Annotated in this window: 13 protein-coding genes, 1 tRNA gene and 1 pseudogene; 8 read left to right on the top strand and 7 right to left on the bottom strand. The window is 76.9% G+C overall.

Annotated elements, in window-relative coordinates; translation table 11 throughout:
• Nucleotides 1-94 precede the first annotated feature (94 nt).
• On the bottom strand, nt 95-379 hold the full coding sequence (locus tag ACRYR7_RS11570) for a hypothetical protein (protein ID WP_432572244.1): 285 nt from the start codon (nt 377-379) through the stop codon (nt 95-97).
• Nucleotides 380-537: 158 nt separating this feature from the next.
• Here ACRYR7_RS11570 and ACRYR7_RS11575 point away from each other — a divergent pair, with 158 nt between their 5' ends.
• Both ACRYR7_RS11575 and ACRYR7_RS11580 read left to right on the top strand, forming a co-directional pair.
• A complete protein-coding gene (locus tag ACRYR7_RS11575; RefSeq protein WP_432572245.1) occupies nt 538-1188 on the top strand; it encodes a hypothetical protein in 651 nt (216 codons plus the stop codon).
• A gap of 173 nt (nt 1189-1361) precedes the next feature.
• Nucleotides 1362-1985: a YceI family protein gene (locus tag ACRYR7_RS11580; RefSeq protein WP_432572246.1), complete on the top strand. Its 624-nt coding sequence runs from the start codon at nt 1362-1364 to the stop codon at nt 1983-1985.
• Here ACRYR7_RS11580 and ACRYR7_RS11585 read toward each other — a convergent pair.
• The gene (locus ACRYR7_RS11585; protein ID WP_432572247.1) at nt 1975-3108 is read right to left on the bottom strand and encodes a lycopene cyclase family protein; all 1134 of its coding nucleotides are present in this window, start codon (nt 3106-3108) and stop codon (nt 1975-1977) included. The genes ACRYR7_RS11580 and ACRYR7_RS11585 overlap by 11 nt on opposite strands.
• A gap of 47 nt (nt 3109-3155) precedes the next feature.
• On the opposite strand from ACRYR7_RS11585, the gene mscL reads away from it, so the two are divergent.
• On the top strand, nt 3156-3608 hold the full coding sequence (mscL, locus tag ACRYR7_RS11590) for a large conductance mechanosensitive channel protein MscL (RefSeq protein ID WP_432572248.1): 453 nt from the start codon (nt 3156-3158) through the stop codon (nt 3606-3608).
• Nucleotides 3609-3613: 5 nt separating this feature from the next.
• On the opposite strand, the gene ACRYR7_RS11595 is transcribed toward mscL, so the two are convergent.
• The 5 genes and pseudogenes from ACRYR7_RS11595 to ACRYR7_RS11615 all read right to left on the bottom strand — a co-directional run bounded on the left by ACRYR7_RS11595 (nt 3614) and on the right by ACRYR7_RS11615 (nt 7622).
• The gene (locus ACRYR7_RS11595; protein ID WP_432572249.1) at nt 3614-3913 is read right to left on the bottom strand and encodes a hypothetical protein; all 300 of its coding nucleotides are present in this window, start codon (nt 3911-3913) and stop codon (nt 3614-3616) included.
• An 89-nt stretch (nt 3914-4002) separates the two neighbouring features.
• The gene (locus ACRYR7_RS11600; RefSeq protein ID WP_432572250.1) at nt 4003-5781 is read right to left on the bottom strand and encodes a P-loop domain-containing protein; all 1779 of its coding nucleotides are present in this window, start codon (nt 5779-5781) and stop codon (nt 4003-4005) included.
• A 291-nt stretch (nt 5782-6072) separates the two neighbouring features.
• Nucleotides 6073-6507, bottom strand: a complete 435-nt coding sequence (locus tag ACRYR7_RS11605; RefSeq protein ID WP_432572251.1) for a PPOX class F420-dependent oxidoreductase — start codon at nt 6505-6507, stop codon at nt 6073-6075.
• Between the two features lie 116 nt (nt 6508-6623).
• Nucleotides 6624-7453: pseudogene (locus ACRYR7_RS11610) on the bottom strand (SDR family oxidoreductase).
• Nucleotides 7454-7538: 85 nt separating this feature from the next.
• A tRNA-Leu gene (locus ACRYR7_RS11615) sits at nt 7539-7622 on the bottom strand.
• Between the two features lie 132 nt (nt 7623-7754).
• Between ACRYR7_RS11615 and ACRYR7_RS11620 the strand changes: the two genes are divergently transcribed.
• Genes ACRYR7_RS11620 through ACRYR7_RS11640 form a run of 5 tightly spaced genes read left to right on the top strand, consistent with a single transcriptional unit; the run spans nt 7755 to nt 13241 of the window.
• Nucleotides 7755-8459, top strand: coding sequence for an FhaA domain-containing protein (locus ACRYR7_RS11620; protein ID WP_432572252.1), 705 nt, complete (start codon nt 7755-7757; stop codon nt 8457-8459).
• A 7-nt stretch (nt 8460-8466) separates the two neighbouring features.
• Nucleotides 8467-8958: an FHA domain-containing protein FhaB/FipA gene (locus ACRYR7_RS11625; RefSeq protein ID WP_432572253.1), complete on the top strand. Its 492-nt coding sequence runs from the start codon at nt 8467-8469 to the stop codon at nt 8956-8958.
• 7 nt (nt 8959-8965) lie between these two features.
• Nucleotides 8966-10417, top strand: a complete 1452-nt coding sequence (locus tag ACRYR7_RS11630) for a Stp1/IreP family PP2C-type Ser/Thr phosphatase (RefSeq protein WP_432572254.1) — start codon at nt 8966-8968, stop codon at nt 10415-10417.
• On the top strand, nt 10417-11790 hold the full coding sequence (locus ACRYR7_RS11635; RefSeq protein WP_432572255.1) for an FtsW/RodA/SpoVE family cell cycle protein: 1374 nt from the start codon (nt 10417-10419) through the stop codon (nt 11788-11790). Before ACRYR7_RS11630 ends, ACRYR7_RS11635 begins: the two co-directional genes overlap by 1 nt.
• Complete coding sequence (locus tag ACRYR7_RS11640) at nt 11787-13241, top strand: peptidoglycan D,D-transpeptidase FtsI family protein (RefSeq protein ID WP_432572256.1); 1455 nt, start codon at nt 11787-11789, stop codon at nt 13239-13241. Before ACRYR7_RS11635 ends, ACRYR7_RS11640 begins: the two co-directional genes overlap by 4 nt.
• The last annotated feature ends 12 nt before the right edge of the window (nt 13242-13253 follow it).

A 13253-nucleotide genomic window follows, 5' to 3' on the forward strand; every position in this document is an offset into this window, starting at 1 on the left:
CCCCCCCCCCCCCCCCCCCCCCCCCCCCCCCCCCCCCCCCCCCCCCACCCCCCCCGCCCCCCGGCCCCCCCGCGCGCAGCGGGAGGGGCGGGGGTCAGCGCAGGTGACCGGTGACCGTGCTCGTCGCGGTGCCCGCGGTGGTCGTCGCGGTCGTGGTGGCGGTCTTGCGCAGGTGACCGGTGACGGTGCTGGTGGTGGTGCCGGTGGGGGCCGCGGTCTTGCGCAGGTGCCCGGTCGTGGTCGACCCGGCGAGGGTCGTCACCGCGGTCGCGGTGGTCCCGGTGGTCGGCGCGGCGGAGGCGGCGGGCGCCAGGGCGGCGGAACCGGCGAGGACGGACCCGGCGAGGGCGAGGGCGGCGAAGGCGCGGCGAGCGGACACGGTGACTCTCCTCCAGTCTGATCGGGACGCAGCGTCACCGACAGATCAGGCATCGGGCTCCTGACCTGGGCACTTGAGCCACGACCACCCGAACGTCCCATGACGCTGAGTAACTGGGAGAAGTTCTAGAAGCTCCGGGTGGCGGAGCGCTCCGCCGGGTGACACGCTCGTCGGACCTCGAGGAGGAGGACGACGTGGACGGTCGGGCGACGAAGACGGAGCGGGACCTGCTGGAGGTCCTGCACGAGGGCCGGCCCGTGCGGCCCGTGCGCGGCACGCGCACGGCCGACCTGGACGGCAGACGGGTCCTGGCCTGGTGGACCGGGTTCCGCGACGAGGTGCTGGCGCGGCGCGGCGAACTGGACGGCCAGGCGCCCGCGCTGGTGCAGACGGCGCTGGCCGCCGACGAGGAGGTCGGCGCGCTGCCGGCCGGGGCCAGGCCGGGCGAGGTGTTCGCGGCCGTGGCGCGCGGCGCGAGCCGGGTGGAGGGCCCGCTGCACCCGCTGAGCACCTGGTTCGAGGAGCTCGCGCAGGCGTGCACCGGGGACGTGGGCACGCACGAGCTGGCGCTGGCCGCCGAGCACGTCACCCACCCCCCGGCCGGGGGCGGGGCGCCGGTGCTGCAGGCGATGGTCCCCGCGGCGCGGGCGCTCGCGGACGCCGAGCGGGCGCAGGTGCCGGCGGTGACGGCCCTGACCGCGGCCTACCGCGCGGCCGCGGACGGCGCGCGCGGCACCGCCCGCGGCGGCGTGGTGGACCCGGTGGCGCTGACGGTCGCCTGGTTCTTCGAGCGCGGCACGGTCGTCTGACCCGCTGACCCGCTGACCCGCTGACCCGCTGACCCGCTGACCCCCGCCGGGCCGCCCCCGACCACCGGGGGCGGCCCGCTGCGCGCACCGGACGAGAAGTGCTTGCGCTTTCAACCAGAGCGGGGTTATCGTCAACCCAGAAGTTGAACACTCAACGACCTGGGGAGACCACGATGGGCTGGTTCGGCAAGAAGGACGACAAGAGCACCGCGAACGGCACGGCGACCGCCACGCTGCCCGCCCCCTCCGCGCTGCCGGAGTTCCCCGGCTACCGCGCCGGCACCTGGACGATCGACGCCTCGCACTCGGAGGTGTCCTTCACCGTGCGGCACATGGCCGTCAGCAAGGTCCGCGGCCGCCTCGGCGCCGTCTCCGGCGAGCTCGTCACCGCCGAGGACCCCGCCCGCTCCGGCGTCACCGCCACCGTCGACGTCACCTCGCTGACCACGTTCAACGAGCAGCGCGACGCCCACGTGCACAGCGGCGACTTCTTCGACGTCGCCAACCACCCCTCGGCCACCTTCGCCTCCACCGGCCTGAGCCACGACGGCGGCGACCTGCTGCTCACCGGCGACCTCACCCTCAAGGGCGTCACCCGCCCCGTCACCCTCACCGTCGAGGTCTCCGGGTTCGGCCCCGACGCCTACGGCGGGTACCGCGCCGGGTTCTCCGCCAAGGGCCGCATCGACCGCCGCGACTTCGGCATCTCCTTCGACGCCCGCCTCGACAACGGCGGCCTCGTCGTCGCCGACAAGGTCGACCTCGAGCTCGACGTCGAGGCCGTCCTCAACGCCTGAGCGGCAGCGCCCTCCCCAGGACGGTCCGCAGCATCGGGCCCCGCGGCGACGACGCCATCAGGCGCACGTCGTCCGCGGGCCCGGTGCGGCCGTCCAGGAAACCCAGCACGCGCTGCACGGGGTTGCGCTCGAACAACCCGGTGAAGAACCCCGGCCCGTCGACGCGGCCGGCCGCCAGCGCCTCCAGGACGAGCGAGTCCATCAGCAGGTGCCGGCGCCCGTGCGCGGGCGGCAGCACCAGCGGCGAACCGGCCCGCGCCCGCGCCGCCAGCACGTCCGCCTGCCGCTGCAGCACGCTGAACGCGTACCCCGTCGAGGGGCGCACCGACCCCGACGCCGCGCCCCAGCGCAGCACCCCCAGAACCCCCGAGGGCGGGAAGGCCGCGTCCGTCATCGGGATGACGCCGCGCTCGGCGCCCAGCACCTGCACCTCGCCGGTCCCGCTGCGCCGCAACCACCCCCGCAGCGCGGACTCGTACCCGGCGTCGGTGAGCAGCTCGCGGGAGAACTCCGTGTACTCCACCAGCGCCTCGTGCGCGGACGTGGGCAGCACGTACCCGAACGCCACCCCGCCGGCCGGCTGCGGCACGCGGAAGTCCATCAGCGTCACCGTCGAGGCGTCGAACACCGGGCGTGCCGAGCGCACCCGCCAGCCCAGGAAGTGCTGCAGCAGCAGCGTGCGGCCCGTGCGCGGGACCGCCACCGGGCGGGTGTCCACCACCGTCCACCCCGGCGCGCGCAGGTCCGCGGCGTCGTGCACGACGGCCTCCTCCACCGCCACCCCGGCGTCCGCGAGGCGCTCGCGCACCGCCGCGTCCAGGTCCTGCGAGCGCAGCATCCGGTAGCGCCAGGACCCCAGGTGCGCCACGACGTCGCGGCCCGCCGGCGGCACCAGCCGCACCCGCGGCCACGACGCCGCCACCAGGTGGCCGAACGGCCCCGGTCCCGCCGGCCCCCACGTGCACCAGGTGCGCTCCTGGGTGCGCCGGCCCGAGGAGGCCGGCGCCTCCACCACCCGCAGCGGCACGCCCGAACCCGCCAGCCGCCACGCCAGGCTCGCGCCCGCGGCGCCCAGCCCGACGACCACGACGCCGCCCGCTGCGCTCGCCCCCGAACCCGTCACGCCCCTAGGGTCCCAGTGCCCGAACCCCGCGGCCCCAGGAGGCACCCGTGAAGCTCGTCACCGGATTCCGCGACTTCGTCCTGCGCGGCAACGTCATCGACCTCGCGGTCGCCGTCGTCATCGGCACGGCCTTCACGGCGGTGGTGACCTCGATCGTGCAGGGCCTCATCAACCCGCTCATCGCGGCGGTCGGCGGCGGCCCGAACCTGGAGAACACCTGGGTGATCCCGCTGCGCGAGGTCGCCGGCGTGCCGGTGGTGGGCATCCGGGTGGGCTCGATCGTCGGTGCGGTGCTGAACTTCCTCATCGTCGCCGCGGTCGTGTACTTCCTCGTGGTCACGCCGCTGAACCGGCTGCTGGCGCTGCGCAAGCAGCACGGGGCGCCGGAGCCGAAGGCGCCCAGCGAGGAGGTGCGGCTGCTGACGGAGATCCGCGACCTGCTCGCCGAGCGGGAGGGCGGCTCCCGCCCGGGCACCGCGGCGCCCGGGTCGGGGGGCTGAGCCGCTCAGCGGCCGGAGGAGCTCTCCGGGCCGGTGTCGCCGGAGACCGCCTGCTCGGCGTCCTCCTCGCTGATCAGCACGCCGTCCAGCGGGCTGCCCGCGCCGGTGCCGGCGGGGATGTCCTCCTGCGTGCCCAGCGGGTCCTCGGGGCTGCGCGCGGGCGAGGGCTGGATCCCGCCGTCGCTGCCGCGGGCGACCTGACGGCTGCCGCCCTCCTCCACCGCGCGCACCTCGGCGTTGTCGGTGGGGTCCACCCGGTCGGTGGGCTCGGTGCTCTTGCCGGTCTCGTCGCTCGGAGTGCTCACGGCTCACCACCCTGACGGCGCGCTCCCCGCCCCGCCACCGGAGCGCCGGTCGACCTCAGGGCGCCGGTCGGCCGCCGGTCAATCGCCGGTCAATCGCCGGGCGCGTCGCGCAGCGCGCGCACCCGCAGCCCGCGCAGCCGGTTCAGCGCCGCCGCCACCTCGTGCGGGCGCGGCACCGCCACGTCGGCGTGCGCGCCGCCCGCCCACCCGGCCACCTCCCCCGCCAGGTCCCCGGCCAGCAGCTCCAGCGCCGCCGCCAGGGTGCGCCGGCCGTCCAGGTGACCGGCGGCGACCAGGTGCTCCAGCGCCCACCCGGCCCCGGCGACCTGCGCGGCGTCGGTGAACTGCGCCACCGCCCGCACGTCCACCTCGTGCTCGCCGAGCAGCAGCGCGTCGGTGCCGCGCGCGCCGACGCGGCGCCGCCCGCGGGCCGTGGCGTCCAGGGAGGCGGGGTCCACCACCCGGTGCCGCACCGGCGGGAAGGCCCCCGCCTCGGCCACCCGCCCCGTCGGGGTGGCGGCGACCTCGCGCGCGCGGGCGGTGACGTCCTCGCAGCGGAAGTCGCGCATGAGCAGCACCCGGTCGGCCACGTCGAGGAAGTCGCCGGAGGCGCCCGCCACGAGCACCGTGGAGACCCCGTGGTCCGCGTGCAGGGGGCGCACCAGGTCCACGAAGGGGTTCAGCGGCTCGGCGGCCTTGGCCACCAGCGCCTGCATGCGCGCGTCGCGCACCATGAGGTTCGTCGCGGCGGTGTCCTCGTCGAGGAGCAGCAGCCGGCTGCCGGCCTCCAGCGCCTCCACCACCGCCGCGGCCTGCGAGGTGGAGCCGGAGGCGTCGGCGGTGGTGAAGTCGCGCGGGTCCAGCCCGCCGGGCAGGCCGGCGACGAACGCGCCGACGTCCACGCGCGTCACCGCCCGCCCGTCCTCCGCGCGCACCGCCGCCGCGTCGGCGGCGGTGACGACCAGCTCGCGCCCGTCGCCGGGCACGTGGTCGTGCACGCCCTCGCGCAGCGCCGCCAGCAGCGTGGACTTGCCGTGGAAGCCGCCGCCCACGACGACCGTGACCCCCGCCGGCACGCCCGTCCCGGACACCCGGCCGCGGTGCGGCAGGTCCACCTCCACCCGCAGCGAGGGCGGGCCGGCGAAGGGCACCGCGTCCGCCGCCGGGCGCGGGTCCACCCCGCTGCGCCGCGGCAGCACCGCCCCGTCGGCGACGAAGGCCACCAGCCCCCGCCCCGGCAGCAGCGCGCGCAGCGCGCCGGCGTCCTCCACCGCGTCGGCGAAGGCGCGCGCGGCCTCGACGTCCAGCGCGTCGGCCAGCAGCGCCGAGCGCACCAGCTCCGGCAGCGCGCCGGTCAGCTCCCGCGCGGCGGTGCGCCCGTCGACGCGCCGGCGCGGGCCCGGCAGGTGGTAGCCGAAGCGCAGCACCACGCCCCCGTCGGCGCCGACCTCGCAGGAGCTGCGCTGGAGCACCTCCTGCCCGCCGGCGTCGACGCGGAAGGTGTCCCCGGCCGCCGCGCGCGCCCGGCGCGCCAGGTGCCCGGCCAGCGCGCGCCGCCGCGCCGGCACCTCCGGCCCGAGGCCGGTGAGACCGGCGGCGGCCGCGTCCAGGCGCACCTCGCAGCGGCTCGGCGGGGCGAAGGGGTCCGCCTGGGCGCGCACCAGGGAGAACGTCACCCCCGGCAGCAGCGGCCAGCGCCGCCCGGTCAGCGAGCGGTAGCGCGCGTACGGGCCCTCGTGCAGGCCGTGCAGCGCGGCGGCGAGGTCGCCGGAGCCCCGCGCCGGGCGGTCGTCTCGCCGGTCCTCGCGGCGGTCGTCTCGGCGGTCGTCTCGGCGGTCGGCGGGCTCGGAGGAGCGGTCCCGGGGCACGGGGCGACCCTACGAGCGGGCCCGCGGCGCGCACCGGCGGGAAGTCGCGGGAGAAGTCGTCGGCAGGGGTGTGTAACGCCCCCGGGGGGTGCAGCGATGTCGTCGCTGAGCCCACGGGGCTCGCGCCGGGTCCGGGGGGAACCTGCGCGGGCCGGGGGATCTCGCGCCGGGTCCGGGGGGAACCTGCGCGGGAGGGCTCGCGAGGGGGGAACGCGGTGTCGCGTCCGGTGGCCGTCGGGGGGCGGCCGCCGGACGCCGCACCTGCACCCCGCCCCTCCCGCCCTCCACGCCTCAGCCGGGCAGCTGCCCGTAGACGCGCCCCACCGGCAGCCTGACCACGCGGCGCCGGTCGCGCACCATCGCCGCCCGGTAGTCGTCCCAGTCGGGGTGCTCCCCCGCCAGCGCGCGGTACAGCTCCACCAGCTCCTCCACCGCCGCGTCGTCCTCGCGCTGCGCGACCGGGCTGAGCTCGGCGTCGCCCTCCACGACCGTCCACGACCAGAAGTCCGGCGCGGACACGTGCAGCGAGGCGCGCGGGTCGCGCTCGAGGTTGCGGGACTTGGCGCGGTCGGCGGTGACCGAGACCCGCACCAGGCGGCGCTGCGGGTCGTAGTGGTGGGTGACGTTGGACAGCTGGGGGCGCCCGTCGCGCTTGAGGGTGACGAGGACGCTCTCGCGGCGGGTGGCGACGAGGTGCAGCAGCTGCTGCTCGCGGTCGGTGCTCACGCCGCGACGCTAGGCGGGCGCCGCGCGCGCCGCCAGGGCCGGCACCGAGCCGGGACCCCGCCGGGACCCCGCCGGGACCCCGCCGGCCCCGCGCCGAGCCGGGCCCCGGGCCGGCGTCAGCGCCCGGTGAGGACGTCCTCGAAGGTGCGCGGGGCGTGGCCGGTCAGGCGCTGCACGACGTCGGTGACGACGTCCAGCTCGCCGGCGGCGACGGCCGTGTAGGTGCTCACCCAGCCGTCGACCTCCCAGCCCGGCGCCCCGTACCCCGCGCGCGAGGCGTACGCCTCCTCCACGGTCTCCTGCACGTAGCGCACCGGCTCGCCGGTGACGCGGGTGATCGTCTCGGCCACCTCGGCCATGCTCAGCGCCCGCGGGCCGGTGACGTCGTAGGTGCGCCCGGAGTGCGCCTCGTCCAGCAGCGCGGCCACGGCCACGTCGGCGGCGTCGTCGCGGGCCACCGCGCCCACCCGCCCCTCCCCGGCCGGCCCGCGCAGCGCGCCGCCGGTGGCGAAGTCCGGCAGCACGTCCAGGTAGAAGGAGTTGCGCAGCACGGTGGCCTCCAGCCCGGCGGCGGCCAGCAGCCCTCCGTGGCGGCGTGGTCGCGCCCGAAGGTGAAGGTGCAGCCCGGCGCGGCGCCCAGGAAGGACGTGTAGACGACGCGGCGCACCCCGGCCTCCACCGCGGCCTCCACCGCGCTGCGGTGCTGGGCGACGCGGTCGGCGTCCTCGGAGGCGGAGACCAGCAGCAGCACGTCGACGCCGTCGAGGGCGTGGCGCATGCCCGCGCCGTCGGAGTAGGTGGCCACCCGCACGTCGGCCCCCGGCAGGTCCGGGGCGCGGGAGGCGTCGCGCACCACCAGCCGCTGCGGGAGGGCCCCCGCCGCCAGGGCGCGCGCCACGCGCCCGCCGAGGTGGCCCGTCGCGCCGGTCACGCCGATGAGTCCCATGCCCGCCAGCTTCGCGGGCCGCGGGGGGAACGGCACCCGGGGACGACGAAGGCCCCGGTCGAGATCGACCGGGGCCTTCACCCTGTGCGCGAGGGGGGAGTTGAACCCCCACGCCCTTTCGGGCACACGGACCTGAACCGTGCGCGTCTGCCTATTCCGCCACTCGCGCAGACAGGTAGAACCTTAGCAGGTCCGCGAGACCTCCACGGACACCCCCCTTCTCGGGAGGGGCGGTGAGCGCCCGCGCGGCTACGATGCGGGAGCCGGATCACCGGGGGACCGAGGCGGAGGGGGGCGTGGCGTGGGAGTGCTCGACCGGTTCGAGCGCGGCGTCGAGCGCGCCGTCAACGGCGTCTTCGCCCGCGCGTTCCGCAGCGAGGTGCAGCCCGTGGAGGTCGCCAGCGCGCTGCGCCGCGAGCTCGACGACCGCGCCGCCGTGCTGGCCCGCGGGCGCACCCTGGTGCCCAACAGCTTCGTCGTCGAGCTCGGCCGCACCGACCACGACAAGATCGCCTCCTGGCAGGACACGCTGGCCGACGAGCTGGTCGCCGCGGTCACCCAGCACGCCGAGAAGCAGCGCTACTCCTTCGTGGGCCCGGTGCGCGTGGACTTCCACGAGTCCGACGACCTCGAGACCGGCGTCTTCCGCGTGCTGAGCTCCACCGTGAAGGGGCGGGTGGCGCCGGCCACCGGCCGCACCTCCACCGCCGGGCGCCCGAAGCTGGAGGTCGACGGGCGCGGGTACGTGCTCACCGAGGCCGTCACCGTCATCGGCCGCGGCTCCGACGCCGACGTGGTCGTCGACGACCCCGGCGTCTCGCGCCGGCACGCGGAGGTGCGCGTGAGCGCCTCCGGGGCCCGCCTGGTGGACCTCGGCTCCACCAACGGCACCTTCCTGGACGGTGAGCGCGTCTCCTCCACCGACCTCTTCGACGGCGCGACGATCACCCTCGGGCGCACCCGCGCGGTCTACCGCGCCCCGCGCCGCGACGAGGGCTGGACCTGAGGAGCCCGTGAGCGAGCTCACCCTGACCGTGCTGCGGCTCGGCCTGCTGGCCCTGCTGTGGGCCTTCGTGCTGGCCGTGGTCGGCGTGCTGCGCACCGACCTGCTGGGCACCCGCGTCACCGCGCGGCGCACCGAGCGCGAGCGCCCGCGCCGCGCCCGCGCCGAGGCGGAGCCGGAGGCACCGGCCCCCGCGCCGCGGCGCGAGCGCGCCACCCTGGTCGTCACCGAGGGCTCCCTGCGCGGCACCACGCTGGCGCTGGGGCAGGCGCCGGTGCTCATCGGCCGCGGCGCGGACTGCACCCTCGTCCTGGACGACGAGTACGCCTCCACCCGCCACGTGCGCATCACGCCCGCGCAGGGCGGCGCCGGCTGGGTCGTGGAGGACCTGCAGTCCACCAACGGCACCCACCTGGGGCGCGAGCGCCTGACCACCCCGCAGCCCTTCGAACCCGGCACGCCGCTGCGCATCGGGCGGACCGTGCTCGAACTGCGGAGGTGAGCGGGCCGTGGCCATCGCCCTGCGCTACGCCGCCCGGTCCGACGTCGGGCTGGTGCGCTCCACCAACCAGGACTCCGGCTACGCCGGCCCGCACCTGCTCGTCGTCGCCGACGGCATGGGCGGGCACGCCGGCGGCGACGTCGCCTCCTCCCTGGCCGTGGGCGAGCTGTCCGTGCTGGACGGCGAGTCGCACGGCAGCGACGACGCCGCCGAGCACCTGCACCGCGCGCTGGAGGCCGCCAACGAGCAGCTGCGCCGGCGCGTGCACGACGAGCCCGAGCTGGCCGGCATGGGCACCACCGTCACCGCGGTGCTGCGCGCCGGCTCGCGCCTGGTGCTCGCGCACATCGGCGACTCGCGCGGCTACCTGCTGCGCGACGGGCAGCTCACCCAGCTCACCCGCGACCACAGCTACGTGCAGTCCCTCATCGACGAGGGCCGCATCAGCGCCGAGGAGGCCGAGCGCCACCCGCAGCGCTCGGTGATCATGCGGGTGCTCACGGGCCGCGACGACGACACCGCCGACGTCTCGGTGCGCGAGGCGCGCCCCGGGGACCGCTACCTGCTGTGCTCGGACGGACTGTCCGGCGTCGTCAGCCACGAGACGCTGGCCGAGACCCTGGCCGCCGGGGAGGCGCCCGACGTCACGTGCGAGCGCCTGGTCGAGCTGGCGCTGCGCGGCGGCGGGCCCGACAACGTCTCCTGCGTCGTGGCCGACGTCGTCGAGCTCGGCGGCGGCCCGCCGCCCTCGACGACCCCGCAGGTCGTGGGCGCGGCCGCGTTCCACCGGCCCCGCCGCTCCAGCGCCGCCGGCACCCCGGCCGCGCGGGCGGCGGCGCTGCGGGCCGCCGGCGACGACGACCAGGAGGACGACGATCCGGGCCCCGACCCCGCCGAGGAGGCGCGCCGGCGGCGCCGGCGCCGCCTGCGGTGGGTCGCCGGGCCGCTGGTGCTCCTGCTGCTGCTCGCCGGCGGCGCGTGGGCCGGGTGGCGCTGGAGCCAGCAGCAGTACTTCGTGGGCGTCGACGGCGGCAACGTGGCGCTCTTCCGCGGGCTGACGCAGGACGTCGGCCCGGTGAGCACCTCGCGGGTGGTCGAGCGCACCGGCATCGAGCTCTCCGACCTGCCCAGCAGGTACGTCTCGCTGGTCAGCGGGCGCCTGAGCTCGACGAGCCTGGCCGCGGCGCGCGAGACGATCGACGAGCTGGAGGGCATCGCGGCGGACTGCCGCGCGGCCGCGCGCACGCCCTCCCCCGCGCCCACCGCCACCGCCCCGCCCACCGCCCCGCCCACCGGGCAGCCCACCGCCGCCGCGACGGAGCCCGTGCTCGCGCCCGCCGCGGCCACGGGCACGCCCGCCGCGCCGGGGGCCCCCGCCACCACGACCACCCCGGGCGCCACGCCGAGCGGCACGGCCACCGGCGACGCGCCCGCCGAGGACTGCGGAGGGGTCGGCTGATGGCCACCGTCCTGCCCGTGTACCCGACCACGCGCCGCAACGTCGAGCTCGTGCTCGTCGTCGGCGCCGTGCTCATCGCGTGCGGCGCGTGGGCCGTCGTGGGCCTGACCGGCGAGGGCAGCCTGCCGGCGGGGCTGCTGCTGCACGGCGGGGGCCTGGGCGCCCTGGCCGTGGTGCTGCACCTGCTGCTGCGCTGGCGCGCCCCGCACGCGGACCCGGTGCTGCTGCCGGTGGCCACGCTGCTCAACGGCCTGGGCCTGGTGATGATCCACCGCCTGGACCTGGCCGAGGAGACCGCCGCCGCCTCCCGGCAGTTCGTCTGGTCCGCCCTGGGGGTCGCCGCGGCCGCCGTCGTCGTCGTGGGCCTGCGCGACCACCGCATCCTGCGCCGCTACACCTTCACCGCGATGGTCGCCGGCCTGGTGCTGCTCGTGCTGCCGCTGGTGCCCGGCCTGGGCCGGGAGATCAACGGCGCGCGCATCTGGGTCGGCGTGGGGCCGCTGTCCTTCCAGCCCGGCGAGATCGCCAAGATCGCGCTGGCGGTGTTCTTCGCCGGCTACCTCGTGGTGCACCGCGACGCGCTGTCGCTGACGGGGCCGAAGGTGCTGTTCCTGCGGCTGCCGCGCGCGCGCGACCTCGGCCCGATCCTGCTGGCGTGGGCCGCCAGCGTGGGCGTGCTGGTGCTCCAGCGCGACCTGGGCACCTCGCTGCTGTTCTTCGGGCTGTTCGTGGCCGTGCTGTACGTGTCCACCGAGCGGGTCAGCTGGATCGTCATCGGCCTGGCGCTGTTCGCCGCCGGGGCGGTGTTCGCCGCCACGACGATGTCGCACGTGCGCAGCCGCGTGGACATCTGGCTGCACCCCTTCGAGCCGGAGAACGCCGACCGCGCCTACCAGCTCCTGCAGGGCCTGTACGGCATGGCCAACGGCGGGCTGCTGGGCACAGGCCTGGACCGCGGCCGCCCCGACATCGTGCCCTTCGCCAACTCCGACTTCGTCTACGCCTCCTTCGGCGAGGAGCTGGGCCTGGTGGGGCTGTTCGCCGTGCTGCTGCTGTACGGCGTGCTCGTCGAGCGGGGCCTGCGCACCGCGATCGGCGTGCGCGACGGCTTCGGCAAGCTGCTCGCCGCCGGCCTGGCGTTCTCGGTGGCGCTGCAGGTGTTCGTCGTCGTCGGCGGTGTCACCCGCGTCATCCCGCTGACCGGCCTGACCACGCCGTTCCTGGCCGCCGGCGGCTCCTCGCTGGTGTCGAACTGGATCGTCGTGGCGCTGCTGCTGCGGGTCTCGGACCTGGCCCGCCGGCCCGCCCCGGAGGTCCGCAACGGCCCCGAGGCCGGCGACACCGGCGTCACCCAGGCGGTGAGGCTGCCGTGAACCGGCCCCTGCGCAGGCTCTCCGCCGTCGTCGCCTTCCTCTTCTTCGCGCTGTTCGCCTCCACGACGTGGATCCAGTTCGTGCGCGCCGGGGACCTGAACGCCATGCCCGGCAACAGCCGCCAGCTCTACGCGGAGTTCGGCCGCGAGCGCGGGGCGATCCTCGTCGGCGCCGGGCAGGCGGTGGCCACCAGCGCCCCGGTCGACGACGCCTACCAGTACCAGCGCCAGTACCCCGCCGGGGAGCTGTACGCGCCGGTCACCGGCTACTACTCGATCCGCTACGGCACCTCCGGCGTCGAGCGCGCCGAGAACGACGTCCTCTCCGGCACCGCCGACGAGCTGTTCTACCGGCGGCTGTCCAGCCTGCTCACCGGGGAGGAGCCCAAGGGCGCCTCGGTGACGCTGACGATCCGCCCCGAGGTGCAGCAGGCCGCCTGGGACGCCCTCGACGGGCGCAAGGGCGCCGTCGTGGCGCTGGACCCGGCCACCGGCGACGTGCTCGCCATGGTCTCCGCGCCCAGCTACGACCCGAACGCGCTGGCCACCCACGACGGCGCGGCCGCCGGGCAGGCGTGGGAGCGGCTCACCGGCGACGAGGACGACCCGCTCATCAACCGCACCACCGGCGCGCTGTACCCGCCGGGCTCGACGTTCAAGCTCGTCACCGCCGCGGCGGCCCTGGAGAGCGGCGACTACACCGCCGACACCCTGCTGGCCGGCCCGCAGGAGCTGGACCTGCCGCAGACCAGCAACACCCTGAGCAACGACGAGGGCACCGCCTGCGGCCCGAACGACCAGGTCAGCCTGCGCGACGCGCTGCGCATCTCCTGCAACACCGCCTTCGGCCGGCTCGGCCTCGACCTCGGCGCCGACGCCCTGGACGCGCAGGCGAAGGCGTTCGGCTTCGAGCAGCCGCTGTCCACCCCGCTGAGCGTCACGCAGAGCACCTACCCCGAGGACGCCACCGGGCCGCTGCTGGCGTACTCCGCGATCGGGCAGGGGGACGACAAGGCCACCCCCCTGCAGGTCGCGATGATCTCCGCGGCCATCGCCAACGACGGGGTCGTCATGCAGCCCAACCTCATCGCCAACGTGCGCGACGACGACTCCCTGGACGTGGTGGAGGAGCCCTCCCCCAGGGAGCTCGGCCGCGCGGTCAGCTCCGGGACCGCCGCCACCCTGCAGGACATGATGCGGGCCGTCGTGGAGTCCGGCACCGGCACCCGCGCGCGCATCGACGGCGTGGACGTCGGCGGCAAGACCGGCACCGCCCAGCGCGGCGCGGGCCAGACGCCCTACGCCTGGTTCACCTCCTGGGCGCAGCAGGGCGACCGGCAGGTCGCCGTGGCCGTGGTCATCGAGGACGGCGGGTCCGTGGACAGCGCCTACGGCGGGCGGCTGTCGGCCCCGGTGGCCAAGCGGGTCATGGAGGCGGCGCTCGGTGGCTGAGGCGGGAGCGGC

The organism is Kineococcus gurbantunggutensis (assembly GCF_050871925.1).
Lineage (GTDB): Bacteria > Actinomycetota > Actinomycetes > Actinomycetales > Kineococcaceae > Kineococcus.